Below are 25,736 nucleotides of genomic sequence, written 5' to 3' on the forward strand. Positions count from 1 at the left end.
TTGTAGTCTGGTGGCTGTTATGGCTACTAATCCCTTTGTTTTTGATGTCGCCGATGTCCTCAACGGCGGCGGTATGCCGGTGAGCATGACCCAGGAAGGGCCGTCGCCCTCGCGGATCGGGCCCGAGATGATCGCCGTGCCGAAGGGGTCCACCGTGACGGTGGAGGCCGTCGTGACCCCGCTCGGGTCCGGCATCATGGTCGATGCGACCGCGACTGGCACCTTGGAGGGGCAGTGTGTTCGCTGCCTGTCCACCCTCACCCCGGAGTTTTCCGCCACCGTCAACCAGGTGTTTTCCTCCGGTGACGACTTCATTCACGGCGATCCGGAGAGCGACGACGACGCCGGCTCCGGGGACGAAATCCCCGAGATCGAAGGGACCACGGTCAACCTCGAGCAGGCGTTCGTGGATGAGCTGGGAATGAACCTGCCTTTCAATCCGGTCTGCGAGCCCGAGTGCGTCGATGCGTCGGATGTTCCCGAGCCGGATGGAGTCTCCGGTGAGGCCGGTGATTCCGTGGATCCGCGCTGGGCTGCGTTGGAGAAGTTCCTATGAGCCGCGGTTCGCGCAAATCCCGCAAGAACCGTTTGACCGGCGAAGAGGCGTGGGCGGCAGGTTTTGGAGCCGTCGACCACGCGCCCTTGCTGGCTGAGGTGGGCGTGGACGTCGACAGCGAACTGCTGCGCCTTGCCTTGACCCACCGGTCCTTCGCCAACGAGCACGACAATCTGCCCAACAACGAGCGCCTCGAGTTCGTCGGCGACGCGGTGCTGGGTCTGTCTGTTGCCAACGAGCTGTTCGAGCGCCACCCGTCGCGGCCAGAGTCTGACCTGTCTCCGATGCGCTCGCGCGTTGTGTCGCGCTACGCGCTCGCTGACGTCGCCCGCACCATCGGCCTCGGTGAGCACGTGTTGCTCGGCCGCGGTGAAGAAGTCACGGGGGGCCGCGACAAGGATTCCATCCTCGCGGACACCATGGAGGCGCTGCTCGGTGCGATCTACCGCCAGCACGGTTTCGACACCACGCGCGACGTCGTTCTCAAACTGTTCAGGGCAAAGCTCGACGAGGCGAAGGTCAACCACGATTGGAAGACCGTCCTCCAGGAGCGCGTCGCCGAACTGGGCGGGCAGGCTCCCGAATACGTAAGCAGCGTCGAGGGACCGGAGCACGAACAGATCTTCACAGCCGATGTAATTATCGGTTCCGCATCTCGCGGGCGGGGTCGCGGCCAGAATAAGAAGACCGCCGAGCAGAACGCCGCGCGTGAGGCTGTGTTCTACCTGCGCGAACACCCCGAAGTGATCGCTTTGGCGGACAAGGGATAGTACGTGCCCGAGCTCCCCGAAGTCGAGGTGGTGCGTCGCGGCCTTGACCGCCACCTCGTCGGGAATACGTTTTCTCGGGTGGTGGTGCTCCACCCTCGTGCGGTGCGTGGCAATGACGCTGACCTCGAACAGGTCCTGCCCGGTCTGACGGTGACCGGTACCGGCAGGCGGGGCAAGTTCATGTGGCTGACACTGTCCGACTCTGCCGCGCTGCTCGTCCACCTGCGCATGAGTGGGCAGATGCTCGTCGGCGCACCCGGAACCGTGACGAGCCCGCACCTGCGTATCCGCGCGCAGTTGGGGGAGACCGAGCTTTCCTTCGTGGACCAGCGCACCTTCGGTTCCTGGCAGTACGTCGCGCTGGGCGCGGACGGCATCCCGGACACCATCGGTCACATCGCCCCCGACCCCTTCGAGCCCTCCTTCGATCTCGTCGAGCGGGCGCGTTTCATCCGCACGAAGAGTTCCGCAATCAAGACCGTTTTGCTCAACCAGGCCATTGTCAGCGGAATCGGATCCATTTACGCGGACGAGGCTCTGTGGGCCGCGGGCGTGAAGCCAACGCGGCGGGCCCGGTCGTTGAGGGCGTCGGACGCGGTGCGGGTGCTCGAGGAGTCTCGCGACGTAATGGCGCGCGCCCTCGACCAAGGCGGAACGAGCTTCGATTCTCTCTATGTCAACGTCAACGGCTCCAGCGGATACTTTTCCCGGTCGCTTAACGCCTACGGTCGCGCTGGCTCGCCGTGCCTGCGCTGCGGGGCAAAGATGCGAAAAGTTGTGGTCAACGGCCGCTCGAGCACGTTTTGCCCCGGCTGCCAGACGCTCTGAACCTGTGATCGGTTCCACGAAACTCCCAGATTAATATTAGAATCCCCCGCATGGAAAAACTCTACGATTTCGTCGACGGGACGATTAACGGGTTCATCTGGCAGATTGTTCCCTGGTTCCTTGTGGCGGCGGGCCTCTACTTCGGCCTGCGCACACTGTTCGTCCAGATTCGCCTTCTGCCCGACATGTTCCGCGCTGTGGTCGAGACCCCGAAGGGCAAGGACCGCGAGGGACGCGACCTCGACTCCGAGTACGGCGGGATCTCCGCTTTCAAGGCGTTCACGATCTCCGCGGCGTCGCGAGTCGGCACGGGCAATATCGCCGGTGTGGCACTTGCGATCTCGATCGGTGGCCCCGGTGCGGTGTTCTGGATGTGGATGATCGCCCTGATCGGCGGTGCAACCTCGTTCATCGAGGCGACCCTCGCCCAGCTGTGGAAGACGAAGGACGACCAGGGCAACTACCACGGTGGCCCGGCGTACTACATGACACGCGGTCTGGGCTGGAGGCCCGTCGCGATTGTCTTCTCTGTCTTCCTGGCGTTTACCTACGGCTTCGTCTACAACGCGATCCAGACCAACTCCATTGTTGAGGCCGTCGGTGGTTCGCTGAACAACGATTCCACCACGCTCAAGGCTATTGTCGCTCTCTTCGTGGCGGGCCTGACCGCGCTCATCATCTTCGGCGGTGTGACCCGCATCGCCTCCGCGACGCAGATCATCGTGCCGTTCATGGCCGGTGCCTACATCATCATCGGTGTGATCGTGGTTGTGCTCAACATCCAGGAAGTCCCGGGCATGATTACGCTGATCGTCTCCAACGCCCTCGGCTTGCGCGAGGTTGCCGGTGCAACCCTGGCCATGGCGTTCATGCACGGCATGCGCCGTGGCCTGTTCTCCAACGAGGCCGGTATGGGTTCCGCTCCGAACGCTGCCGCGACCGCGACGGTGTCCCACCCCGTCAAGCAGGGTCTCGTGCAGACCCTCGGCGTGTACTTCGACACCCTGCTCGTGTGCTCGATCACCGCGTTCATCGTGCTGCTTGGCCCGCCGATCACCTACGGCATGGAGGATATCCAGGGTGCAGCCCTGACCCAGTCCGCGCTCGCCGACTCTGTCGGCGCGTGGGGTGCTCACGCCATCACGTTCATTTTGTTCTTCCTGGCGTTTTCCTCCGTTATCGGTAACTACTACCTCGCGCAGGCGAACGTCGAGTACCTGACTAACTCCAAGCTGGTCATGACTATCTTCCGCGTTGTCGTAATTGGCTTCGTCATCTTCGGTGCCTTCGGCTCCCTCCCGTTGGTGTGGGCGCTTGGCGACACCATGGCGGGCTCGCTCGCGATCATCAACATCATCGCGATCATCCCGCTCGGCGGCGTGGCCATCAAGCTGCTGCGCAACTTCAACGAGCAGCGCCGCCAGGGCGTCGACCCGGTCTTCCACCGCGACATGCTTCCGGAGCTGAAGAACGTCGAGTTCTGGGACGGCTCTGATCCCGTCACCCGCCGCAGCATCGAAGACAAGCAGACGCTGCGCGACGCATAAAACCTGAGCACTCTAGCTCGATGAGGCGGTCCTTCCGGGGGCCGCCTCATTTTCGTGGGTGGCAGGTGTGGTCCGGACCGGCGTTCGCATGGAACATCGTCGATCGTGTGCTTGATCGGCCGCTAGGCTGAGTCCTATGGCAGATACGCGCATGACAGCTTTCGTCCACGGCCACGTTCAAGGTGTCGGCTTCCGCTGGTGGACGCGGTCCCGCGCCCTCGAACTCGGGCTGGCCGGCCACGCAACAAACCTCGCGGACGGCCGGGTCGAGGTTGTTGCAGAGGGGGAGCGAGGTGACGTCGAGAAGCTCCTCGAGTTGCTGCGAGAACAGCCGTCGAGCGCGCGGCGCCCGGGACGTGTCGACACTGTCGTCGAGCAGTTTGCCGAGCCGAAGGGCGCGCAAGGCTTTGACGAGCGCTAAGAGCGCGGCACGGATGCGTTAAAGCTACGACCCGATAGAATCCGAACAATGCACCTCAAATCGCTGACGCTCAAGGGCTTCAAGTCCTTCGCTTCGGCGACCACGATGAAGTTCGAGCCTGGCATCTGCGCGGTGGTCGGGCCCAACGGCTCGGGCAAATCCAACGTGGTTGACGCGCTTGCCTGGGTGATGGGGGAGCAGGGTGCGAAGAATCTCCGCGGCGGGAAGATGGAGGACGTCATCTTCGCCGGCGCCGGGGACCGCAAGCCGCTCGGCCGCGCCGAGGTGACGCTGACCTTCGACAACTCGGACAAGCACCTGCCCATCGAGTACACCGAGGTGGCGATCACCCGCCGCATGTTCCGCGATGGTGCCTCTGAGTACGAAATCAACGGCTCCAAGGCGCGCCTGATGGACATCCAGGAGCTGTTGTCGGATTCCGGCATCGGCCGGGAGATGCACATCATCGTCGGCCAGGGAAAACTCGCGGAAATCCTCGAGTCCCGGCCTGAGGAGCGCCGCGCGTTTATCGAGGAAGCCGCGGGCGTGCTCAAGCACCGCCGGCGCAAGGAGAAAGCGCAGCGCAAGCTCGCCGGAATGCAGGCGAACCTCGACCGCCTCCAGGACCTGACTGACGAGCTCGGCAAGCAGCTCAAACCGCTCGCCCGCCAGGCGGATGCCGCCAAGCGCGCGGCCACCGTCCAAGCCACGCTTCGCGACGCCCGCCTCACCCTCGCCGGGGACCAAGTGGTCACGCTGCGCGCCAAGCTTTCCGACGCCACCCGCGCCGCCGAAATGATCGCCGAGCAGGTGGAAACGGCTACCGAAACGCTCGAGGAGGCAAGCGGGCGCCTTGAGGCGATTGAGCGGGAGCAGAGCGAGACCCAGCCGCAGGCCGAGGAGGCGCAGCAGGTGTGGTTCGAGCTGTCAACCCTCGCCGAGCGTGCGAGTGCCACGGTGCGCATCGCGACAGAGCGCGCCGGCAACGCGCGGGTGGATGTGGCCTACCACGGCCAAGACCCCGACGACCTTCTCGCGCGCGCCAATGTCGCCGATGAGCAGCACGCGGACGCGTTGGAGAAGGCCGAGGAGGCCGCGGAGCGCTTAGAAACAGTCCGTGAAGAAGTCGCCGAGCTGCAGGAGGCGTTCGACGACGCCGAACGCGAGCACCTCGCCCAGGTGCGCGCGATCGCGGACCGCCGCGAGGGCGTGGTGCGCCTGCTGGCTCAGGAGGAATCCCACAAGGCTGCCGTGGCGGCCGCCGAAAACGAGATCGCGCGGCTTGGTGAGACGCTTGGGGAAACCCGCGAGCGCAGCACGGCGTCGCACGCGGAAGCCGGTGAGGTCGCTGACCGGTTAGCCTCGCTCCAGGCGGAGCGGGACCCGCTTGACGAGGCACACGTGCGCGCCCACACGGAATCGGACGCGGCGGAAAAGCGCCTGGAGCAGTTGCGTGCCGCGCAGCGCGACCGTGAGCGGGCTGTGTTCTCCCTCGAGTCGCGCATCAGCACGCTTGAGGAGCAGACCCCGACCGTGCCGGCGGCCGACGCGCTCGGCGACGGCTTCGACGCCGTGGCCACGAAGATTTCCGCCCGTGACGGGGTCGATACCGCGGCCGCGGCGGCGCTTGGCCCGTATGCGGAGGCGCTCGTCGGTGCGGGTGAGGGGGTCGTCGAGAAGCTGGCGGGTGCCGAGCGCGCCGTGGTGTTTTACCCGTCCGGCGGCGAGGAATGGCGCCTGGAGACGGATCAGCCGGTGGACTGGCTGCTCGACCACCTGACCATTGCGGCAGAGCTGCGCGGGCCGGTGACCCGCCTGTTGGTGGATGTCGCCCTAGCGGATTCACCCGAGGCGGCCCGTGCTCTCGTGGACGCGGACCCGCGTCTGCGGGCGGTCACGCGCGACGGCGTGTTAGTGGGAGAAGGCTGGGTCGCCGCTGGTTCGGGGCACCCGACCGCGGTGGAACTCAGCGGCCAGATTGAGCGTGCGACCGAGGAACTCGAGCAGGCGCGTGCCCAACTTGAGGAGCTCTCCGGCACGTTCGAAGGGGCGAAGATCGCCGCCGAGGACGCGCGCGTTGCCGCCGCCGGCGCCAAGGCCGCGCTTCGTGAGCACGACGCGAACCTCGCCGCCTGGCGCCGCGACTACGAGCGCCTGGTCAAGCAGTATGAGGCGAACCGCGCTGAGCACGACCGCGCGAGTGAACGCGCCACCGAGGCGGAAGCGCGGCTCGTGCGGCTGCGTGAGGAACTTGCCGAAACCCAGGACCGCCTGGCGCGAGTGGAGAGCGAGGACCGCTCCGATGAGCCCTCGACAGGCGCGCGCGACGCCGCGAACGCCGCGTTGAAGCAGGCGCGCGCGGCCGAGATGGAGGCAGCACTTGCCGCGCGCTCGGCGCAGCAGGAGGCAGAAGCTACAGCCGGGCGGGGACCGGCGCTGCGCCGTCAGGCTGATCACGAACGTCAGGCGAAGGCGCGCCATGAGGCGGCGATGGCGAAGCGGAAGGCGGAGGCGGAGCTCGCGGTCGTCGTTGCGCAGCACGCGCGCGACATCGTCGCCCGTGCCACCGATGCGCTCGAGCGGGCCACGGCGCAGCGCGACGCGCTCACCGCGCGCGTCAACAGTCTGCGGGCCCAGCACCAGCAGGCGCGCAGCGCGGTCAGCGCCGCCCGTCAGCAACTCGAGCGCCTGACGCAGAACGCACACAACTCCGACATTGCCCGCTCACAGGCACAGGTGCGCATTGACGAGGCGGAGGCGAAGATCACCGAGTCCCTCGGCATTTCGGTCACCGATCTGCTCGAAAGCTACACGCCGGGAGACGACTTCGACCGCGCGAGCGAACAGCAACGCCTCGCCCAGGCGGAGAAGGACTTGCGCTCCCTGGGCAAGGTCAATCCGCTCGCGCTTGAGGAATACAAGGCGTTGGAGGAGCGCTACAGCTTTTTGTCGACGCAGCTTGACGACGTCATCCAGGCCCGCCGCGACCTCCTCGGCGTGATCGAGGACGTCGACGACCACATCCTCCAGCTGTTCACCGACGCCTGGCACGACGTCCAGGCCGAGTTCCCCAATGTGTTCCACACGCTGTTTCCCGGCGGCGAGGCGCGCTTGGTCCTCACCGCGCCCGATGATCTGCTCGCCACGGGCATCGAGATCGAGGCGCGCCCGCCCGGCAAGCGCGTCAAGCGCCTGTCCCTGCTCTCCGGCGGCGAGAAGTCGCTCACAGCGCTCGCGTTTCTCGTGGCCATCTTCCGCGCTCGCCCCAGCCCGTTCTACGTCCTCGACGAGGTGGAGGCAGCGCTTGACGACGTCAACCTGCGACGCCTCATCGCCCTGCTGGAGGAGCTGCGCCAGGACTCCCAGCTGATCGTCATTACCCACCAGAAGCCGACGATGGACGTCGCCAACGTGCTCTACGGTGTGACGATGCGCGGCGACGGCGTGACCCGTGTTATCTCGCAGCGGATGAGCCCGGCAGGGGCCACACCTGCCTCACCGGAGGAGACCTCGTAGTTTCGCGATGCCCGAACCTGCGCGACAGGGCGTACTGCTGGCACTATGGACGCCATGACAGATGTGACGCTTTTGTTGATCATTGCCGCCGTTGTGGTGGTCCTTCTTGTGCTGGTGGGGATCATCGTCGCTGGCAACCGCCGCAAGAAGGCGAAGACGGTTTCGTTTGAGAAGTCGGAGGAGCCGAAGGAACTCACCCAGCAGGAGAAATCCGGAAACTATCAGGCCACCGGTGGGTTTTCTTTCGCCCCGGCCGAGGCCCAGCCGGATCTCGTCCGCCGCGACACTACTGAGTCTTCCGCACGTGCCGAGTCCGTCGCACCGGTTGAGCCGACGGAGACTGTCGAGCCGGTCGAATCTGTCGACGACATGGTCCGCCGTGCAACCGATACGACTGCCGCCGCCCCGGACGATCCGGAGTTCGAAGCGCAGGCTGCGACTGAGAACGACGGCGACGAAGCAGCCGTAGTTCTTCCCCCGGAAACAGCGGGGGAGCAGGACGTGGAGGTCAGCCACGAGGCAGCCGACTTCGCCGAAAACACCGAAACCCCTGAGGTTGCGGAGCCCGCGGAAGCCAACGAGTCTGCGAGCACGCTCGAGGAGCTCGTCGAGAAGCACCGCGCCGTTGAAGAGGAGGCTGAGGAGGCCGCCGGCATCGCTGCGGTGACCGCTGAGGTTGCGGAAGAGGCCCGCAAGGACGGCGCCGCCGTATCCGACGACGCGATTGTCTCCCACCCGCAGGACGGCGAGAAGCTTGACGAGATCGAACCTGCCGCCGGGCGCATCGGCAAGCTACGCGGGCGCCTGTCGCGGTCCCAGAATGCTATCGGCCAGGGGCTGCTGGGCATCCTCACCGCCGGTGATCTCGACGAGGACGCCTGGGAGGAGATCGAGGACACGCTGATCATGGCGGATCTCGGCGCCCAGCTGACCATGAGGATCACCGACAGTCTGCGCGAGAAGATCGCCGAGCGTGGCGTCGGAAGTGAAGCCGAGGCCCGCGCAATGCTGCGCGAGACCCTCGTCGAGGCCGCGCGTCCCGAGATGGATCGTTCGATTAAGGCCATGCCTAACGAGGGCAAGCCCGCCGTCATCCTGGTCGTGGGCGTCAACGGCACCGGTAAGACCACCACGACGGGCAAGCTCGCGCGCGTGCTGGTGTCCATGGGCCACTCGGTCGTCCTCGGTGCCGCCGACACCTTCCGCGCCGCCGCCGCGGACCAGCTCGAAACCTGGGGCCGCCGCGTGGGCGCGTCGACCGTGCGCGGCAAGGAGGGAGCCGACCCTGCGTCCGTCGCTTTCGATGCCGTGGCCACCGGTGTGGACCAGGGGGCAGACGTTGTGCTCGTCGACACCGCAGGACGCCTCCACACCGCGACCGGCCTGATGGACCAGCTGGGCAAGGTCAAGCGCGTGGTGGAAAAGAAGTCCCACGTCGACGAGGTTCTCCTTGTCCTCGACGCCACGGTTGGACAAAACGGCATTACCCAGGCGCGGGTGTTCCGCGACGTTGTCAACATCACCGGTGTGGTCTTGACCAAGCTCGACGGCACGGCCAAGGGTGGCATCGTCTTCCAAGTCCAGGAGGAGCTTGGCGTACCGGTCAAACTCGTCGGCCTGGGTGAGGGTGCCGATGACCTCGCTCCCTTTGAGGTAGAGAGCTTCGTCGACGCGTTGCTCGGCTAAGACTGCCTCCCTCTCGACCCGCCTTCCCGACTATCGGGGAAGGCGGGTTTTTCTGTGACGTGTATCGCAAAATCTCGTCAATTATTTTCCCGCAGTTCAGGTTGTTATAAGGTCGTCCACAGTCGAACTATCGACCAATAGAAATAGGAAGGTGATCTCCATGGATGCGGGAAACGCGGCCTGGATGCTCATGTCGGCATCCCTGGTCCTTCTCATGACCCCTGCTCTGGCGCTGTTTTACGGAGGAATGTCCTCTCGTCGCAGCGTGCTGAACATGATGTTGATGTCGTTTACGGCCCTAGGCGTCGTCAGCGTCATCTACGTGTTGTGGGGCTGGTCCATGTCGTACGGAAGCCAGTCCTTCGGCGGAATCTTCGCCAGCCCCTTTGAATTCTTCGGATTGCGCGACTCGATCGCGGATGCCGACGGCACCTACATCGAAGGCGCCGGCGGATACGCCAACGTCATCGACATTGCCTTCCAGCTCACATTCGCGGTGATCTCCACCGCGATCATCTCGGGAGCCATCGCGAGCCGAGTCAAGATCAGCGCGTGGATGGTCTTCGCCGGCGCATGGTCCACCCTGGTCTACTTCCCGCTGGCACACATGGTGTGGGGCGGCGGCATCCTCAGCCACGCTGAGTTCTCCATCGCCTCTTGGATGTTCGGAGTTGTCGACGGTGAAGCGGCAATCGCCCCGATCGACTTCGCGGGAGGAACCGTCGTTCACATCTCCGCCGGTACCGCCGCACTGGTTCTGGCTCTCCTGATCGGTCAGCGCCAAGGATTCCCGAACTCGAACTCGAGGCCGCACAACCTCCCGCTGGTCATGATCGGCGCGGCACTGTTGTGGTTTGGCTGGTTCGGATTCAACGGTGGTTCCGCTTTCGCGGCGGACGGGCTCGCTGGTTTGGCGTGGCTCAACACGACCGCTGCCACCGCCGCCGCGATGCTCGGATGGCTCATGATTGAGCGTTTCCGCGATGGCTCCGCAACCTCCCTCGGCGCCTCCTCAGGCGTCGTCGCAGGTCTGGTCGCCATCACCCCGGCCGCAGGTGATCTCTCCCCGGTCACGTCGCTGATCCTCGGTTTCATCTCCGGTATCCTCGCCTGCTTCGGTGTTGGATTGAAGTACGTGTTCAAGTACGACGACTCGCTCGACGTGGTCGGCGTACACCTCGTCGCCGGTCTGTGGGGCACCATCGGCCTTGCGTTCTTCGCAGTCGACGGTGGCATCTTCACTGGCGGTGGAGCAGATGGATGGCGCCTGTTGGCGGTCCAGACCGTCATCGCAGTCGTCTCCATGATCTTCGCCGGCATCGTGACCCTGATCATCGCCCTGGCCATCAAGTTCACCATGGGCTGGAGGATTACCAGCGAAGAGGAGTTCGACGGAATCGACTACTCTCAGCACCGTGAGACCGGCTACGACCTCGGCGGTCCGGGCATGCGGCCGGGCGGTGTCCCCGCGGGCAACCGGTCCGCAGCCGAACTCGGACTCAATGAGGCTCGTGTCGACCGCCAAAGTGCGCCTGTTTGGGAAAGTGCGCCTGTGGCACAGTCGACACGTAATGCACCAGTAGGAGAGGAGAACTAGACATGAAGCTCATCACGGCAGTAGTTAAACCGTTCACCCTCACCAACATTATTGAGGCGCTCGAGGAAATCGGAGTGCAGGGTATCACCGTCACCGAAGCCCAAGGCCGCGGCCGCCAGGGCGCCCAGGTGGAGTACTACCGCGGGGCAAAATACTCGTCGCCGTTCGTCTCCAAAGCCAAGCTCGAAGCTGTCGTCACTGATGCCCAGCTCGACGAGGCCATCGACACGATCGTGCGAACCGCCTACACAGGCGAGATTGGGGACGGGAAAGTCTGGGTCACCGCGGTCGAACGAGCGGTGCGCGTGCGGACCAAGGAGACTGGCGACGCCGCCATCCTGGGATAGGCGGTAAGTTCGGCTCCCCAGCGCTACACGCTAGGCTGTAACGAGCTAACCGCAGTATCCCACCCTCAAGGAGTGTGCCCATCGTGTTCGAGTCACTGTCCGACCGCCTACAAACAGCCCTCGGTGGCCTGCGCGGCAAGGGCAAGCTCACCGAGGCGGACATTAACGCAACCGCCCGCGAGATCCGCGTTGCCCTCCTTGAGGCCGACGTCTCTCTGACTGTCGTCCGCGCATTTATCCAGCGTGTGAAGGAACGCGCGCTGGGCGCGGACGTCTCGGAGGCGCTCAACCCGGCCCAACAAGTGGTCAAGATCGTCGACGAGGAGCTCACCGCCATCCTCGGCGGCGAGACCCGCCGACTCAACTTGGCGAAGAATCCGCCGACCGTCATCATGCTCGCCGGTCTGCAGGGTGCAGGTAAGACCACCCTGGCCGGCAAGTTGGCCAACCACCTGTCCAAGCAGGGGCATACCCCCATGCTTGTCGCGTGCGACCTCCAGCGCCCGGGCGCGGTCCAGCAGCTGCAGATCGTCGGCGAGCGCGCCGGTGTTCCCACGTTCGCCCCGGATCCAGGAACCTCCACCGACTCTTTTGAGCATGAGATGGGTACCTCCCACGGAGACCCCGTCGAGGTCGCCCGCCGCGGTGTGGAACACGCGCGACAGAACAAGAATGACGTTGTCATCATCGATACCGCAGGTCGCCTCGGCATCGACGAGACGCTCATGACGCAGGCGCGCAACATTCGCGACGCTGTCAACCCCGACGAAGTGCTTTTCGTCATCGATGCCATGATCGGTCAGGACGCCGTGTCCACGGCCCAAGCCTTCGCCGAGGGAGTCGACTTCACCGGTGTGGTCTTGACCAAACTTGACGGTGACGCCCGCGGCGGTGCCGCGCTGTCCATCCGCGAGGTCACCGGAAAACCCATCATGTTCGCCTCCTCCGGCGAGAAGCTGGATGACTTTGATGTTTTCCACCCGGATCGCATGTCCAGCCGCATCCTCGGTATGGGCGACCTGCTCTCCCTCATCGAGCAGGCCGAGACGCTCTTTGATGAAAAGGAAGCCGAGGAGGCTGCATCGCGCCTCGGTTCGGGCGAGCTGACTCTCGAGGACTTCCTCAACCAGCTGCTCATGGTTCGCCGTATGGGACCGATCGGCAATTTGCTTAAGATGATGCCGGGTGGCAAAGCCATGAACGAGATGGCGGACATGGTCGATGAGAAGCAGCTCGACCGCATCCAGGCCATCATTCGCGGTATGACGCCGGCTGAGCGCGAGGATCCGAAGATCCTCAATGCGTCTCGCCGTAAGCGCATCGCTAACGGTTCCGGTGTCGCCGTCTCTGAGGTCAACCAGCTCGTCGAGCGTTTCTTCGAGGCGAAGAAGATGATGGGGCAGATGGCCAACCAGTTCGGCATGCCCGGTATGCCCGGCATGGGCGGCGGTCGTTCCGCCACGAAGAAGAAGCCGAAGGGCCGCAAGACCAAGAGTGGTAAGCGCAAGCCGGCGAAGCGTCGTCCCGGCGGTTCCCCGCAGATGCCGGGCATGCCCGGCATGGGTGGAATGCCGGGGATGCCGGGAATGGGCGGCGGCATGCCGGACATGAATGAGCTGAAGAAGCTGCAGGAGCAGCTTCCGCCCGGCATGGACGGGTTGGACCTGAATAACCTGGACTTCGATCAGGCGATGAAGAACTTGGGCAAGAAGCGCAAGTAGCTTCCCGCCATAAGCCACCCGCCCCCGACGACCTAGCTGGTCTCGGCGGCGGGTTCGTCGTTGTGGGGGATTTCCAGTTCGTCGAAGATCGGGCGCAATGCCTCCCACATCAGGGGAGTAAGGCTGGCGGCATAAGCATTAGAGATATGGTTTTGGTCGCGGTAGACGGGAACGTTGCCGACCGTCGGCGGGCAGACCTCGTCTGTGCAGTACCACGACGATGTGTCCACGCTCCACATCTGGTTCGTTCCGTCCAAGTAAGCCGCCGAAGGATCGACCGGGCCGTAGGCGTCGGAGGCGCTCATGGAGCATTCCTCGAAAGAACCCCCGCCCAGAAGACACAGGTTAGGATCCATGAGATCGCCCTCGGGCGTGAAGATCCAGGGGTTGTCTCGTAGCCCCACGAATGGAATGCCCATGTTGGCAAGGCGCTGCCAGACCTCGAGATAACTGTCGGGAACGAGATCGACGCTCATCTCGGCGCCGCCGGCACTGCCGCCCGGTCGGGTCGAATTAGAAACCACAAGATCCGGGTTGAGGTCGGGGAGCATATCCATCACACGATTCGACCACTCGGCGCATTCAGGGGAAACAACTCCGTCGAGGCTCAACACCATCGGGCATTCCTGCCGGACGAACGGCACAACCTTGAATCCGTGCTCGCGCCCGAGGGTGTCGAGGGGAATACCGAGCGGTTCCGCGTGAGAGCCGCCAAGCAGAACCACCGTGGTTTCGGCCTCCGGGTCTCCGTACACGCACTCTGGGCCGGGCATGTCAGTGGGATCCTGGTTCATGAAAATCATGCATCCGTCCGAGCCGATGGGCGGGTAGATGCTGGAAACGAGCTCGAGTGAGGGCATGGGACTTAGATCGGGGACCTGCGCGCCGCGCATTGCCATCGCTCCCGGATAGCGGTTCGGATCCAGCGGGCCCGAGGCCTCATCGACCTTGAGCACCCACATCGGTTGGACAGCGGCGACTGCGGCAACCACGCAGGTAACGGCTACACCGCCAGCCGCGCGGCCAGCTCCGGGTGCCGTGCGCAAGGATGCGATCGCGCTTTTGACGGGCGAGTCAGTCCTTTTGAGCCGCCTGTTGTGCTGGCGCAGCGGACGTTCGATGACTTGATGCGTGATGTGTGCGAGGGCAAGCGATACGGCGATGACTGTCGCCCCGACCCACGCCGGAGGAACCTCGAACCCGCCAAGTTGTGTGGCGATGATCAACAGCGGCCAGTGCCACAGGTACAGCGAGTACGCGGTATCACCCAGCCACGTCGCGGGACGTGAAGCTAAGACCCGGGAGAACAGATTGCCGGGGTCGGACAAGATCACCAGAATCGCGCCGCTGAGAGGAAGAAGAGAAAGGGGGCCGGGGAACGCAAGCGAATCTGCGATCAGGAAACCCGTCGACCCGATCAGCAGCAAACCACCCGCGGCCGAGGCGGCCGAGTAGCGTGCGGGAACGCGCAACCATGCGGGGGCAAGGGCGAGCAGCGCACCGAGAGTCATCTCCCACGCGCGCGAGAAGCTTGAATAATAGTTCTCCGGGGTCCCCATCAACCCGAAGCGCGACGCCCAGGCGAAAGAAACAACGGTGGCGGCGGCGAGAACCACAATCACCGTGGTACGAACGGCGTGGGTGGAGATCCGCGTGAGGGACGAAAGCGCAGCGGCAGCGATACCGAAAAGGATGGCAACGAGGTAGAACTGCCCCTGCACACTCATCGACCACAAATGCTGCAGAGGCGAGGTATCCACACCGGCAGCTGCGTAGTCCGCGTCCTGGAACATTAACTCCCAGTTCTGGAAGTAGAACATCGACGCGGTGAACTGGCGGGCGAGATCGCCGGTCATCAGAGGCGGTGTCAGCGTGCGCACCAGCACGTACACGCTGATGAGCACGATCGCGAGAGCCGGCACGAGGCGGCGGGCAGTTCGCCACAGAGGCCACCACGGATTCAGGCTGGGATCCGGGCGCAGCGCGTAGCGCAGCTGGGATCCGAGGAAAAAGTATCCCGACAGGAGCAAGAAGACATCCACGCCGCCGGAAACCCGGCCCACGAACACGTGGAAGACAACCACAAGCGCGATGGCCACACCGCGCAGTCCGTCGAGGTCAAGGCGATGGGAAGATGCCAGATTTTGGGGAGCGACGCCGCCCATAAGTTTCAACCCCTTGTGTCCTTTTCCCCTTTGTATCAGCTCACGCAATGGAGCTATGGTCCACAAAACCTTACCCATGCAGCGACCACAGCAAATAATTACGAATGGCGGTTTTGGACGGCAGTGGTGCAACCGGTAATGTAGTTGCGGTTGTGTACCGGCCTGGCAAGGTCGCGTACGCTTCGCGCAATCATTCTGCGTTAGCGTCGTGTTCGTCTGATTCGCGGTGGCGTCGTCAAGCGATGTGCCGTGAACGGTCGGCCGGCCCGTCACACGCAGGTTAAAGAAGAAGGGTTGAACCGGCCCGCCGAACCGCGGCGGGTGTCTGAACTGCCCAGTGACTCGCTAAGGACATTCCATGGCTGTAAAGATCAAGCTCCAGCGTCTCGGTAAGATCCGCAACGCACAGTATCGCGTCGTCATCGCCGACGCCCGCGCTCGCCGCGACGGCAAGGTTATTGAGAACATCGGTATCTACCACCCGAAGGAAGAGCCGTCGCTCATCCGCATCGACTCCGAGCGCGCCCAGTACTGGCTCGGCGTCGGCGCACAGCCGACCGAGCCGGTCCTCGCACTGCTGAAGATCACCGGTGACTGGCAGAAGCACAAGGGCCTCGAGGGTGCAGAGGGCACCCTGAAGGTTGCTGAGCCGAAGCCGTCCAAGCTCGAGCTGTTCAACCAGGCTCTCGAGGAGGCCAACAACGGCCCGTCCGCCGAGGCCATCACCGAGAAGCGCAAGAAGGCCAAGGAAGAGGCCGAGGCCAAGGCCGCTGCTGAGGCTGAGGCACAGGCTGCTGCTGAGGCCGCCGAGGCCGCTGAGGCTGAGTCCGAGTCTGCCGACGAGGCAACCGAGGACAAGGCTGAGGAGAACGAGGAGAACTAATCTCTCCCGCTTACGCGCCCGCACACCCACCGGTCTGCGGGCGTTTTTGCGCGATATGCTCGCCACCGCGTGCGCCCCAGAACACCGAACTGCGCCCTTGAAAGTCCGCTGAGCGTCCCAGAGTGGCAGTCGAGTGTCAGCCAGCGGCGCCCAGGTAGAATCGTGCTCCATGAAGGTGCAAGTAGGCCGGGTAACAAAGTCGCACGGCATCCGCGGGGAGGTTGTCGTCGATGTCATGACCGACGTTCCGGAGGTGCGATTCGCTGACGGTGCGGTGCTCAACGGCACCCAGGCCGGTAAGGAGCGCACCCTGACTGTCGGGTCGTCACGCCCCCACAAAGGCCGGCTTCTGGTGAAGTTCCGCGAGGTAGCAGACCGCACCGAGGCCGACACGCTGCGGGGCATGAAGTTTTTCGCCGAGCCACTCGAGCGCGACGACGACAGCGATGAGTACTTCGACCACGAGCTCATCGGGCTGAAAGTCATCCACGACGGTGCCGAGGTCGGGGAAGTGACCGGCGTGATGGATACCCCGAACCGCAAGATCCTCGAGATCGACTACTCCGGGCGCGAGGTGCTCGTTCCCTTCGTCATGAACTTCGTGCCGGACATTGACCTGGACGCGCAGACGTTGACCATCACCCCGCCGGAGGGTCTGTTGGATGTCTGATCCGCAGCTGCGACTCGACATCGTCACCATTTTCCCCGAGTACCTCGAGCCGTTGCGCCACGCGCTTCTGGGAAAGGCGATCGAGCAGGGCATTATCGAAGTCGGCGTGCACAACCTGCGCGATTGGGCCGTCGGCGGCCACAAGTCGGTGGATGCGCCCCCGCTGGGTGGCGGGCCCGGCATGGTGATGAAGCCGGAGGTGTGGGGACCTGCGCTTGACGACGTCGCCGCGGGCCGCGCCGGCGCCACCCTGGATTCGGCGGCACCCCACCGCAACGACAGACTGCGCCACGACGATGTCGCCAACGTCGCGGCGCGCCCCTACGACGCAGAACACGACGGGGCGCCGAGCGAGGACTCGTCCGCGCCGCTGCTGATCGTTCCCACCCCGGCCGGAACGCCGTTTACCCAAGCCGACGCCCAAGCGTTTTCTCGTGAGCGCCACATCGTCGTCGCCTGCGGGCGCTACGAGGGTATCGACCAGCGCGTTTTTGAGGACGCGCGCAACCGCTACCGGGTCCGCGAGGTGTCCATCGGTGACTACGTCTTGATCGGTGGTGAGGTGGCGGCGCTCGTCATCGCCGAAGCCGTCACGCGCCTGATCCCGGGTGTGCTGGGTAATACCGAAAGCCACGAGGAGGACAGCTTCTCCGACGGGCTGCTCGAGGGGCCGTCCTACACGAAGCCGCGTACATGGCGCGGCCTGGATGCTCCCGACGTTCTTTTCTCCGGCGACCACGCCAAGGTCGAACGATGGCGCCGGGACCAGGCGCTGCTTCGCACCCGTAAGGTGCGCCCCGACCTCCTCGCTGGCGTCGACCTGGACGCCGACGACGAGTTCGCCTTCAACGGCCGCGCGGTGGAGACTGTTGTCCGCGGGTCTGTGCCACGCGGCGGGGACGCGGCAAAGCGCATGCGTCGAGAGCTCAAAAAGGCTGGCTACCGCGAGCCCGAGATCGTTGTAGGTGAGAGCGTGATTCAGGTGCGCGGGCGCACCGCGATGCCGTTGGAGGCGGCGACTGCGGCCGTCGCAAAGGCGGCGCGCATGGGTAGTGCCTGGGAAGGCGAAACCCGCGCAAACTAGAATTGCGCCAATGAGATTCATCGCAGACACCATCGCGACCGAACTAGGGGTTGCCCCGACGCAGGTCTCCGCGGCGCTTGAGCTTCTGGCGGCGGGCAACACCGTCCCGTTCATCGCGCGCTACCGCAAAGAGGCCACCGGCGGGCTTGACGACGCCCAGCTGCGTCACATCGAGGAACGCAACGCGTACCTGGTGGAGCTGGCGGAGCGCAAGGATGCGGTCATCGCCGCCATCGAGGAGCAGGGCAAGCTTAACGACGATCTACGCCGCGCAATCGCCGACGCCGAGACCAAGGCGCGCGTCGAAGACCTTTACCTGCCCTACAAGAAGCGCCGCACCACCAAGGCAGACATTGCGCGCCAGGCAGGGCTCGAGGAGCTCACCGATCTGCTCGTCACCACTCCCTCGGCCGATCCGGAGGCGGCCGCCGAGCAGTTCATCACCGAAGGATTCACCGACACCAAGGCCGTGCTCGACGGCGCTCGCGCCATTCTGGTCGACCGCTTCACCACTGACGCAGACCTCGTCGGTGAGGTGCGCGAGCGTTTCTTCACTGTCGGAACAATGAACGCCCAGGCAGTCGAGGTCAAGGAACAAGAGGGCGCTAAGTACCGCGACTACTTCGGCTTTTCGGAGCCGTTCCGCACCCTTCCCAGCCACCGCATCCTCGCGCTGTTCCGAGGGGAATCCGAGGGTGTGCTCTCTCTCGAGCTCGACCCGGGCGAGGAGGACTTCTACGAAGGGATGATCGCCGCGCGTTTTGGGCTCGCCGTCAAGGACAGCCCGTGGCTGGCCAAGGCCGTGCGGTGGGGCTGGCGCACCAAGCTGCAGGTCTCATCCAACCTGGACACGCGCACCCGCCTGCGCGAGAAGGCCGAACAGGGCGCACTCGAGGTGTTCACCGCGAACCTGCGCGACGTGTTACTCGCCGCGCCCGCCGGACAGCGCGCAACCCTCGCGCTGGACCCCGGCTACCGCAATGGCGTCAAGTGTGCCGTGGTCGACAGCACCGGCAAGGTCCTCGACACCACGATCGTCTACCCGCACCAGCCCCAGAACCGCTGGGCGGAAGCCGTCCGCGAGCTGTCCTCGCTGGCCGCAACCCACGGCGTTGAGCTGATCGCAATCGGCAACGGCACCGCGTCGCGCGAATCGGAGAAGCTCGCCGGGGAGGTCGCCGACCTCATCGCCCAGGCCGGGGGAGCGCGCCCGACCCCGGTGGTCGTGTCCGAATCCGGTGCCTCTGTCTATTCCGCTTCCGAGATCGCTGCGGCAGAGTTTCCGGACATGGATGTCTCGCTGCGTTCCGCGGTCTCGATCGCACGTCGCCTGCAGGACCCGCTGGCGGAGCTGGTCAAGGTCGACCCGAAGTCGATCGGCGTGGGCCAGTACCAGCACGACGTGAATCAGGTGGCCCTTGCCAACTCGCTCGATGCCGTGGTCGAGGATGCGGTCAACTCCGTCGGCGTGGACCTCAATACCGCTTCGGTGCCGCTGCTCGAGCGTGTCTCCGGGCTCTCGCCGACCATCGCGCGCAACATCGTGGCCTACCGTGACGAGCACGGCTCGTTCGCCTCCCGCAAAGAGCTGAACAAGGTCGCGCGCCTCGGGCCGAAAGCGTTCGAGCAGGCAGCGGGCTTCTTGCGCATCCGGGGCGGGGACAACCCCCTCGACGCCTCGGCGGTGCACCCGGAGGCCTACCCGGTCGTCGAGCGCATAGCACAGGCCACAGGCACGGCGACGCGCGAGCTGATCGGCAACTCCGGCGCACTTGCCGCGCTCAACCCCGCCGACTTCGCCGACGACACGTTCGGCGTCCCCACCGTCACCGACATCATTGCCGAGCTGGACAAGCCTGGCCGTGACCCGCGCCCGGAGTTCGTCACCGCGACGTTCAAGGAAGGCGTGAACAAGGTCGCCGACCTCGTCCCCGGGATGATCCTGGAGGGAACCGTCACCAACGTCGCGGCCTTCGGTGCGTTCGTCGACGTCGGGGTGCACCAGGACGGACTCGTGCACGTCTCCGCGATGAGCAACACGTTCGTCTCCGATCCGCACGACGTCGTGCGCTCTGGCCAGGTGGTCAAGGTCAAAGTTGTCGATGTCGACGTGGAGCGCCAGCGCATCGGGCTGACCCTGCGGCTTGATGACGAATCCGGAGCTAAGGCCCAGGGCCGCAGCGCGGGAAAGAAGCGCGGGCGGCGCGAGGGCGCGGGCGACACCCGAGGCAGCCGTAGTGGCCGGGGTGATCGTAATGGCCGGGGCGGGGCCGGTGGGCGTCGTCAAGCAAGCGGCTCGATGGCGGACGCTCTGAAGAAGGCTGGATTTGGTGAGTGACCGGCGGGTATGTAGAATTGCTCAGGTTGTTGTAGGAGACATGAACCAGCCGAGCGCCCCGTGAATGGGGAGTAGCCGCTAGGGTCCTCTGTCCTTAAACGTAAAGGATTGCTTTCATGAGCAACGGCATTATTGATCTTGTTGACGCAGGCCAGCTGCGCGACGACATTCCCGACTTCCGCCCCGGCGACACCCTCGGCGTTCACGTCAAGGTTATCGAGGGCTCCGTCACCCGTACCCAGCTCTTCGAGGGCTTCGTCGTCCGCCGTCAGGGCTCCGGAATCCGCGAGACCTTCACCGTCCGCAAGGTCTCCTTCGGTATCGGCGTCGAGCGTACCTTCCCGGTGCACTCCCCGAACATCGAGAAGATCGAGGTTCTGCGCAAGGGCCGCGTCCGTCGCGCGAAGCTTTACTACATGCGCGAGCTGCGCGGCAAGGCTGCCCGCATCAAGGAGCGCCGCTAGTTTCGGGCTCGTTCCGAGTAGCGCTTCGCCCCGCCCGCCATACCCCGGCAGGCGGGGCTTTCGCCTGTTCCGGGCGTGTTGCAGCGCAGTGCTAGAGTGTTGCGGGTGACGAATCCGAATCCAGAAATGACCCCCGGTGGACGCTCCGGACAGCAACCGGACAGCACCCGCCGCGCAAACACTGTGCGCGGAGGTTCGGCTTCCGTGCGCGGCGCAATGACTTCACCTGCTGTGAACGCGGCCCCCGCTGCCGAGCCAGAGGTGAAGACGATGCCCTGGTACTTCGAGATTCCGCTCGTCATCGTGTTGACCCTGTTCTTCATGCTTGTGATCCAGACGTTCATCGGGCGCGTCTATGTCATTCCCTCCGCCTCCATGGAACCGACCCTGCACGGCCAGGATGGCAAGGGCGACCGCATCGCGGTGGAGAAGATCAGCTACTACTTCACTGACCCGGAGCCGGGCGACGTCATCGTGTTCCAGGGCACCGACTCGTGGAACACGCAGTACGTCTCCAACCGCTCCGCCAACCCCGTCATCGCTGGCATCCAAGAGGTCGGATCCTGGGCGGGCCTCGTCCCTCCGGACCAGAACAACCTGGTCAAGCGAATCATCGCCACCGGAGGTCAGACGGTCTCCTGCCAGGCGGGCGACCCGGCAATCATGGTCGACGGCGAACCGATCGACCAGTCCTACGTTTTGTCCCCGAACTTCTACCCGGTCAACCCGGATACCGGCTCCGAGGCCTGCGGCGGCGACTACTTCGGCCCAGTCCAGGTCCCCGAGAACACGTACTTCATGATGGGCGACAACCGTACCAACTCGCTCGACTCGCGCTACCACCTTGGCGACGAGTACCAGGGTGCGATCCCCGAAGACAACATCCGTGGCAAGGTCGCCGCCATCGTCTTCCCGCTGAGCCGGATGGGCACAGTGGAATCTCCCGCAATCCAGGCTGGCGGGTAAGGGCAGACACCTGACAGTGAGACGTCTCAAGCAGCTGCGCACCTACGAGGTGGCGCTGCACAAGGCGGGGCTCGGTCCTGTCGCGGGCATCGACGAGGCAGGTCGCGGAGCCTGTTTCGGGCCTGTGACGGTCGCGGCGTGCATCCTGCCGCCGAACCCGCTTCCCAGCCTGGAGGGGTTGACAGATTCCAAGCAAGTCACCCCGCGGCGCAGAGAGGCTTTGTTTGAAGCGATCACGGCAGATGCGGTGAGCTACGCGGTCGTGCATATCCCGGCTGCGGAGATTGACCACCGCGGAATCCAGCACGCCAACCTCGACGGGGCACGCAGGGCGATCGCCCGCTTATCGACGCAACCCGGATACGTCCTCGTCGACGCCTTCCGCGTTCCCGGCCTGAGCGTGCCGCAGCTGCCGATTATCGGCGGGGATTACACAGCGCGCTGCATCGCGGCCGCGAGCATCCTGGCGAAAGTCAGCCGTGACCGGCTCATCGTCGAGCTGGCGCGCACCTATCCCGAATACGGGCTGACCGGTCACAAAGGCTACGGAACGGCGGCGCACATGGACGCGGTGCGCCGCCACGGCGCGAGCCGGGAACATCGTTATAGTTATGCCAACGTGAGAACCGCCCACGAGCATTTCGAGAGGTCACAATGAGCGCAGAAGATCTGGACAACTACGAGGCCGAAGTTGAACTCTCCCTGTACCGGGAGTACCGGGACGTGGTCAGCCAGTTCTCCTACGTCGTCGAGACCGATCGCCGGTTCTACCTCGCCAATGCCGTGGAGCTCATCCCGCACACCGAGGGCAAGGACGTCTACTACGAGGTCCGCATGTCGGACTGCTGGGTGTGGGACATGTACCGCGCCGTGCGTTTCGTGCGCTACGTCCGCGTCATCACCTACAAGGACGTCAACATCGAGGAGCTGGACAAGCCGGAGTTGACCTTCCCGGAGCCTTAAGCTCCCGGGCTTTCCCGGCCGTGACACGGGGCGTGCGCTTGGTAGCCACGCCCCGTTTTTCATGCGGTAAGCATCCCACCCGGGAACCTGCGCGGTGGTGTGGGCGTCTAATACGTCCACACGAGTGACGACAACCGTTCGGGGGGATGGAATGACACACGCAACCGACACACACAACAGTTTGCTGGGGATAGCGGGCGAGAGCTTCGCGCTGGGGTTCTATGAGGGCGCAGGCTTCGAGCTGCTCGGTTCCCGGGTTCGCACCCGCTCCGGTGAGCTGGACCTGATCCTGGAAGCGCCGGACGGAACGGTCGTGTTCGTCGAGGTGAAAGCTAGGCGGAGCCGCGCCTTCGGAGCAGCTGAGGCCGTGACGCAGAAGAAGCTGACCACCATGCGCCGCTGCGCTGCCGAGTGGCTCGATGGACAGGAATGGAAGGCTGTGCGTTTCGATGTCGCTGAGGTCATCTTCCGCCCTGAAGACGTGCAAATCGAGATCTTCGAGGATGTGGACAATGGCGCTCGCTAGCACGTCCTCCGCGACACTCGAGGGCATCAGTGCCCGCGTCGTGACGGTGGAGGCGAACATCGGTCCAGGGCTGCCCGGGATGTACATGGTGGGTCTTGGTGACGCCGCTGTGAAAGAATCCCGCGACCGGATCCGCACTGCCGTCGCCAACGCCTCGCTACCGTGGCCGCGCACCAAGGTGATGGTCTCGCTTTCCCCGGCCCACGTGCCGAAATCCGGATCGCAGTTTGACCTGCCGGTGGCCCTCGCGGTCATTGCGGGAATGCACCCGCTCGCGCAGCGGCGCCTCGAGTCGGTCCTTGCACTCGGAGAGCTAGGCCTCGGCGGGAGGCTGCGCCGGGTTGACGGAGTGCTACCCATGCTCCTGGCAGCGCCCGCGCACATAGAGCACATCGTTATCCCGGCTGACAACGCTGCCGAGGCGGCGCTGCTGGGGTCTGACCGAATCCGCGTGGCGCACAGCTTGAGCGAGGTGTGGAACTGGTTGATCGGGGCGGGGGAGCTGTCGCGGCCGCAGGAGTCACCCGCTGCGCCGTCGCCGGCGGGCCCGGATTTCAGCGACATCGCCGGCCAAGCGCGGGAGCGCTTCGCCCTCGAAGTCGCGGCAGCCGGCGGGCATCACGTCCTCATGGTCGGCCCACCTGGCAGCGGTAAGTCCATGCTGGCGGAGCGGTTGCCGTCCATCCTGCCGGAGATGAGCTTGGCAGAAACTGTCGACGCCACCGCGATCCACTCCGTCTCCGCCACGGGGGCTGCCCGTTCCGGCGGTGTCATCGCGCACCGCCCGTTCGTTGCGCCGCACCCGTCCCTCACGCAAGCCGCGCTGATCGGCGGAGGCTCCGGCGTCCCTCGCCCCGGCGCGGTCAGCCACGCACACCACGGAGTGCTCTTCCTCGACGAAGCCTCGGAGATTTCCGCGTCAGTTCTGGACGCATTGCGGATCCCGCTCGAGACCGGCGAAGTCAGGATCACTCGCGCGCGCCGGGAGGTCGTCTACCCGGCGCGCTTCCAGCTCGTGCTCGCCGCAAACTCCTGCAAGTGCGCGGCACCCGTTCCCTCTCAGTGCGTGTGCCGGGCACACGAGAGGGCATCTCACTTGCGCAACATCTCGGGACCGTTGCGCGACCGCATCGATATTCGCTTGGCCACGAGCACACACGATGCCGTGCTCACCCCGGACAACGCTGAGAGCTCGGCCTCGATCGCTCAGCGCGTCTCCGAGGCCCGCGAGCGTGCTCAGCACAGGTGGGCGGGTGCAGAAACCACCGCGAGCACCAACGCGCGGGTCGAAGCTCCGCTGTTGCGCCGGGACTACCCGGCCACCGAGGACGCCATGGCGTACCTGTCGGCGCTTCTGGCTGACGGGGAGGTGACCCAGCGGGGCATCGACCGCGTTTTGAAACTGTGCTGGACGTTGGCTGACCTCGATGGGGCAGCGCGGCCCGACCTCGACCACGTCGCGCGCGCTGTGGAGCTGCGCTCGTTCGGGGCAGTGGGGGTGGCGGTATGAGCGCCACGTCCTGGGCATACCTGAGCCGGGTCGTGGAAGGGCCCAGCCACGCACTGCAGCAGCTGCTGCGCGCCGGGCGCGACGCCGACGAGATCGCCGCAGGGGTACGCGCCCGCGCGAGCTGGCTCGGGCGCCTGGGCCCGGAGACGGAAGCGCGACACACCTGGGAGCGGGCGGAAACCGACCTTCACGATGCCGCCGAACAGGGATTCGCCCTCATCCACCCCGGGCACCCCGGGTGGCCCGCCGCAGAGATTGAGCAGGCCTTCGACATAGGAGTCCGTGCCAGCACCGCGAACATGGAGACGTTCCGCGAACACGGGGTCGCGCCCCACGCGTTGTGGGTGCGCGGGCGCACAGATCTGGGAGCCTTGTTCGCCAACGCGGTCGGCGTCGTCGGCACGCGCGCCGCGTCCGCCTACGGACACCACGCCACTGCGGATTTGGCGAGGGGCTTGGCACAGCGCCAGTACGCGATGGTCTCTGGCGGAGCCCTTGGAATCGACTCGGTCGCGCACGAGGCGGCGCTGGCAAACGCCGCGCCCACCGTGGTGGTGGCCGCCTGCGGGCCGGGGGTGGTCTACCCGCGACGCAACGCGGGCCTGTTCGACCGAATTGTCTCGAACAACGGCGCGATTGTGACGGAGTATCCGCCCAACGTCGCACCCGACCGGCACCGTTTCCTTACTCGCAACCGCCTCGTGGCGGCACTGACGCAGGGCACGGTGGTCGTCGAGGCGGCGTTTCGCTCGGGAGCTTTGAACACTCTGAACTGGGCAAACTATTACGCGCGGACCGCGTTTGCCGTGCCGGGGCCGATCCTCGGGCCCGCCTCGCTGGGGACGAACTTAGCTATCCGCGACGGCAAGGCCGCCATGGCGTTGAGCGCAGACGACATCCACGAGATGCTCTCCAGCATCGGCGACACCGACGTCGATGGGCAGCGCGAACTCGCATTCCCGGCCGACCCGATCCAAAGCCTGTCGCGCAACGAGCTGCGGGTCTATGACGCCCTCCCCGTCGCCGGGACACTCGGGGCTGACGATGTCGCCGCACGAGCGGGGCTGTCGGTTGCACTGACGGTTCACCTGCTGGTCGACCTGAGCAGAAGGGCGGTGGTGGCCCGCGAAGGCGCGCAGTGGCGCCGCAGCGCCGTTCCCGGGGTAGGCAGTATGTAA

22 protein-coding genes are annotated in these 25,736 nt (G+C 65.1%); 21 read left to right on the forward strand and 1 reads right to left on the reverse strand.

Annotated features, from left to right (window positions below; genetic code table 11):
- Window positions 1-19 precede the first annotated feature (19 nt).
- The 10 genes from VVR41_RS00150 (at window position 20) to ffh (ending at window position 12,989) form a co-directional block, all read left to right on the forward strand.
- On the forward strand, window positions 20-556 hold the full coding sequence (locus VVR41_RS00150; RefSeq protein ID WP_321100779.1) for a YceD family protein: 537 nt from the start codon (window positions 20-22) through the stop codon (window positions 554-556).
- Complete coding sequence (gene rnc, locus VVR41_RS00155; protein ID WP_321100777.1) at window positions 553-1,326, forward strand: ribonuclease III; 774 nt, start codon at window positions 553-555, stop codon at window positions 1,324-1,326. Before VVR41_RS00150 ends, rnc begins: the two co-directional genes overlap by 4 nt.
- A 3-nt stretch (window positions 1,327-1,329) precedes the next feature.
- Window positions 1,330-2,154, forward strand: a complete 825-nt coding sequence (mutM, locus tag VVR41_RS00160) for a bifunctional DNA-formamidopyrimidine glycosylase/DNA-(apurinic or apyrimidinic site) lyase (RefSeq protein WP_368523106.1) — start codon at window positions 1,330-1,332, stop codon at window positions 2,152-2,154.
- 50 nt (window positions 2,155-2,204) lie between these two features.
- Window positions 2,205-3,701 carry an alanine/glycine:cation symporter family protein gene (locus tag VVR41_RS00165; RefSeq protein WP_368523107.1) on the forward strand — a complete coding sequence of 499 codons (1,497 nt, stop codon included), beginning with the start codon at window positions 2,205-2,207 and terminating at the stop codon, window positions 3,699-3,701.
- A 136-nt stretch (window positions 3,702-3,837) separates the two neighbouring features.
- Complete coding sequence (locus VVR41_RS00170) at window positions 3,838-4,122, forward strand: acylphosphatase (RefSeq protein WP_321100773.1); 285 nt, start codon at window positions 3,838-3,840, stop codon at window positions 4,120-4,122.
- Between the two features lie 48 nt (window positions 4,123-4,170).
- A complete protein-coding gene (gene smc, locus VVR41_RS00175) occupies window positions 4,171-7,638 on the forward strand; it encodes a chromosome segregation protein SMC (RefSeq protein ID WP_368523108.1) in 3,468 nt (1,155 codons plus the stop codon).
- Between the two features lie 45 nt (window positions 7,639-7,683).
- On the forward strand, window positions 7,684-9,324 hold the full coding sequence (gene ftsY, locus VVR41_RS00180; RefSeq protein ID WP_368523109.1) for a signal recognition particle-docking protein FtsY: 1,641 nt from the start codon (window positions 7,684-7,686) through the stop codon (window positions 9,322-9,324).
- Between the two features lie 160 nt (window positions 9,325-9,484).
- Complete coding sequence (locus tag VVR41_RS00185; protein WP_368523110.1) at window positions 9,485-10,921, forward strand: ammonium transporter; 1,437 nt, start codon at window positions 9,485-9,487, stop codon at window positions 10,919-10,921.
- Between the two features lie 2 nt (window positions 10,922-10,923).
- Window positions 10,924-11,268, forward strand: a complete 345-nt coding sequence (locus VVR41_RS00190; protein WP_321103904.1) for a P-II family nitrogen regulator — start codon at window positions 10,924-10,926, stop codon at window positions 11,266-11,268.
- Window positions 11,269-11,351: 83 nt separating this feature from the next.
- Window positions 11,352-12,989, forward strand: coding sequence for a signal recognition particle protein (gene ffh, locus VVR41_RS00195; RefSeq protein ID WP_368523111.1), 1,638 nt, complete (start codon window positions 11,352-11,354; stop codon window positions 12,987-12,989).
- Window positions 12,990-13,021: 32 nt separating this feature from the next.
- Here ffh and VVR41_RS00200 read toward each other — a convergent pair whose 3' ends face one another.
- Complete coding sequence (locus VVR41_RS00200; RefSeq protein ID WP_321104019.1) at window positions 13,022-15,154, reverse strand: acyltransferase family protein; 2,133 nt, start codon at window positions 15,152-15,154, stop codon at window positions 13,022-13,024.
- Window positions 15,155-15,512: 358 nt separating this feature from the next.
- Between VVR41_RS00200 and rpsP the strand changes: the two genes are divergently transcribed.
- From rpsP to dprA, 11 genes are all read left to right on the forward strand, one after another.
- Complete coding sequence (gene rpsP, locus VVR41_RS00205; RefSeq protein ID WP_368523112.1) at window positions 15,513-16,037, forward strand: 30S ribosomal protein S16; 525 nt, start codon at window positions 15,513-15,515, stop codon at window positions 16,035-16,037.
- 169 nt (window positions 16,038-16,206) lie between these two features.
- Window positions 16,207-16,707: a ribosome maturation factor RimM gene (gene rimM / locus VVR41_RS00210; RefSeq protein ID WP_368523113.1), complete on the forward strand. Its 501-nt coding sequence runs from the start codon at window positions 16,207-16,209 to the stop codon at window positions 16,705-16,707.
- On the forward strand, window positions 16,700-17,791 hold the full coding sequence (gene trmD / locus VVR41_RS00215) for a tRNA (guanosine(37)-N1)-methyltransferase TrmD (protein ID WP_368523114.1): 1,092 nt from the start codon (window positions 16,700-16,702) through the stop codon (window positions 17,789-17,791). The genes rimM and trmD overlap by 8 nt, the downstream gene beginning before the upstream one ends.
- A 10-nt stretch (window positions 17,792-17,801) precedes the next feature.
- A complete protein-coding gene (locus VVR41_RS00220) occupies window positions 17,802-20,129 on the forward strand; it encodes a Tex family protein (RefSeq protein WP_368523115.1) in 2,328 nt (775 codons plus the stop codon).
- A 116-nt stretch (window positions 20,130-20,245) separates the two neighbouring features.
- Entirely contained in the window at window positions 20,246-20,593 is a 348-nt protein-coding gene (rplS, locus tag VVR41_RS00225) for a 50S ribosomal protein L19 (protein WP_321104014.1), read from the forward strand.
- 216 nt (window positions 20,594-20,809) lie between these two features.
- A complete protein-coding gene (lepB, locus tag VVR41_RS00230; protein ID WP_368523330.1) occupies window positions 20,810-21,559 on the forward strand; it encodes a signal peptidase I in 750 nt (249 codons plus the stop codon).
- 10 nt (window positions 21,560-21,569) lie between these two features.
- Complete coding sequence (locus VVR41_RS00235; protein WP_368523331.1) at window positions 21,570-22,217, forward strand: ribonuclease HII; 648 nt, start codon at window positions 21,570-21,572, stop codon at window positions 22,215-22,217.
- Entirely contained in the window at window positions 22,214-22,522 is a 309-nt protein-coding gene (locus VVR41_RS00240) for a DUF2469 domain-containing protein (protein WP_321103900.1), read from the forward strand. The genes VVR41_RS00235 and VVR41_RS00240 overlap by 4 nt, the downstream gene beginning before the upstream one ends.
- Window positions 22,523-22,673: 151 nt before the next feature.
- Entirely contained in the window at window positions 22,674-23,048 is a 375-nt protein-coding gene (locus tag VVR41_RS00245; RefSeq protein WP_368523116.1) for a YraN family protein, read from the forward strand.
- Window positions 23,035-24,558 (forward strand): YifB family Mg chelatase-like AAA ATPase, encoded by a 1,524-nt coding sequence (locus tag VVR41_RS00250; RefSeq protein WP_368523117.1) that lies wholly within the window; start codon window positions 23,035-23,037, stop codon window positions 24,556-24,558. The genes VVR41_RS00245 and VVR41_RS00250 overlap by 14 nt, the downstream gene beginning before the upstream one ends.
- Window positions 24,555-25,736: a DNA-processing protein DprA gene (gene dprA / locus VVR41_RS00255; RefSeq protein ID WP_368523118.1), complete on the forward strand. Its 1,182-nt coding sequence runs from the start codon at window positions 24,555-24,557 to the stop codon at window positions 25,734-25,736. Before VVR41_RS00250 ends, dprA begins: the two co-directional genes overlap by 4 nt.

The organism is Corynebacterium sp. LK2510 (assembly GCF_040946405.1).
Lineage (GTDB): Bacteria > Actinomycetota > Actinomycetes > Mycobacteriales > Mycobacteriaceae > Corynebacterium.

Bases quoted from the DNA above. Each gene is read 5' to 3' on its own strand.
- VVR41_RS00150 (WP_321100779.1), top strand. From the start codon at position 20: ATGGCTACTAATCCCTTTGTTTTTGATGTCGCCGATGTCCTCAACGGC.
- rnc (WP_321100777.1), top strand. From the start codon at position 553: ATGAGCCGCGGTTCGCGCAAATCCCGCAAGAACCGTTTGACCGGCGAA.
- VVR41_RS00165 (WP_368523107.1), top strand. From the start codon at position 2,205: ATGGAAAAACTCTACGATTTCGTCGACGGGACGATTAACGGGTTCATC.
- VVR41_RS00170 (WP_321100773.1), top strand. From the start codon at position 3,838: ATGGCAGATACGCGCATGACAGCTTTCGTCCACGGCCACGTTCAAGGT.
- smc (WP_368523108.1), top strand. From the start codon at position 4,171: ATGCACCTCAAATCGCTGACGCTCAAGGGCTTCAAGTCCTTCGCTTCG.
- ftsY (WP_368523109.1), top strand. From the start codon at position 7,684: ATGGACGCCATGACAGATGTGACGCTTTTGTTGATCATTGCCGCCGTT.
- VVR41_RS00185 (WP_368523110.1), top strand. From the start codon at position 9,485: ATGGATGCGGGAAACGCGGCCTGGATGCTCATGTCGGCATCCCTGGTC.
- VVR41_RS00190 (WP_321103904.1), top strand. From the start codon at position 10,924: ATGAAGCTCATCACGGCAGTAGTTAAACCGTTCACCCTCACCAACATT.
- VVR41_RS00200 (WP_321104019.1), bottom strand. From the start codon at position 15,154: ATGGGCGGCGTCGCTCCCCAAAATCTGGCATCTTCCCATCGCCTTGAC.
- rpsP (WP_368523112.1), top strand. From the start codon at position 15,513: ATGGCTGTAAAGATCAAGCTCCAGCGTCTCGGTAAGATCCGCAACGCA.
- rimM (WP_368523113.1), top strand. From the start codon at position 16,207: ATGAAGGTGCAAGTAGGCCGGGTAACAAAGTCGCACGGCATCCGCGGG.
- trmD (WP_368523114.1), top strand. From the start codon at position 16,700: ATGTCTGATCCGCAGCTGCGACTCGACATCGTCACCATTTTCCCCGAG.
- VVR41_RS00220 (WP_368523115.1), top strand. From the start codon at position 17,802: ATGAGATTCATCGCAGACACCATCGCGACCGAACTAGGGGTTGCCCCG.
- rplS (WP_321104014.1), top strand. From the start codon at position 20,246: ATGAGCAACGGCATTATTGATCTTGTTGACGCAGGCCAGCTGCGCGAC.
- lepB (WP_368523330.1), top strand. From the start codon at position 20,810: ATGACTTCACCTGCTGTGAACGCGGCCCCCGCTGCCGAGCCAGAGGTG.
- VVR41_RS00240 (WP_321103900.1), top strand. From the start codon at position 22,214: ATGAGCGCAGAAGATCTGGACAACTACGAGGCCGAAGTTGAACTCTCC.
- VVR41_RS00245 (WP_368523116.1), top strand. From the start codon at position 22,674: ATGACACACGCAACCGACACACACAACAGTTTGCTGGGGATAGCGGGC.
- VVR41_RS00250 (WP_368523117.1), top strand. From the start codon at position 23,035: ATGGCGCTCGCTAGCACGTCCTCCGCGACACTCGAGGGCATCAGTGCC.
- dprA (WP_368523118.1), top strand. From the start codon at position 24,555: ATGAGCGCCACGTCCTGGGCATACCTGAGCCGGGTCGTGGAAGGGCCC.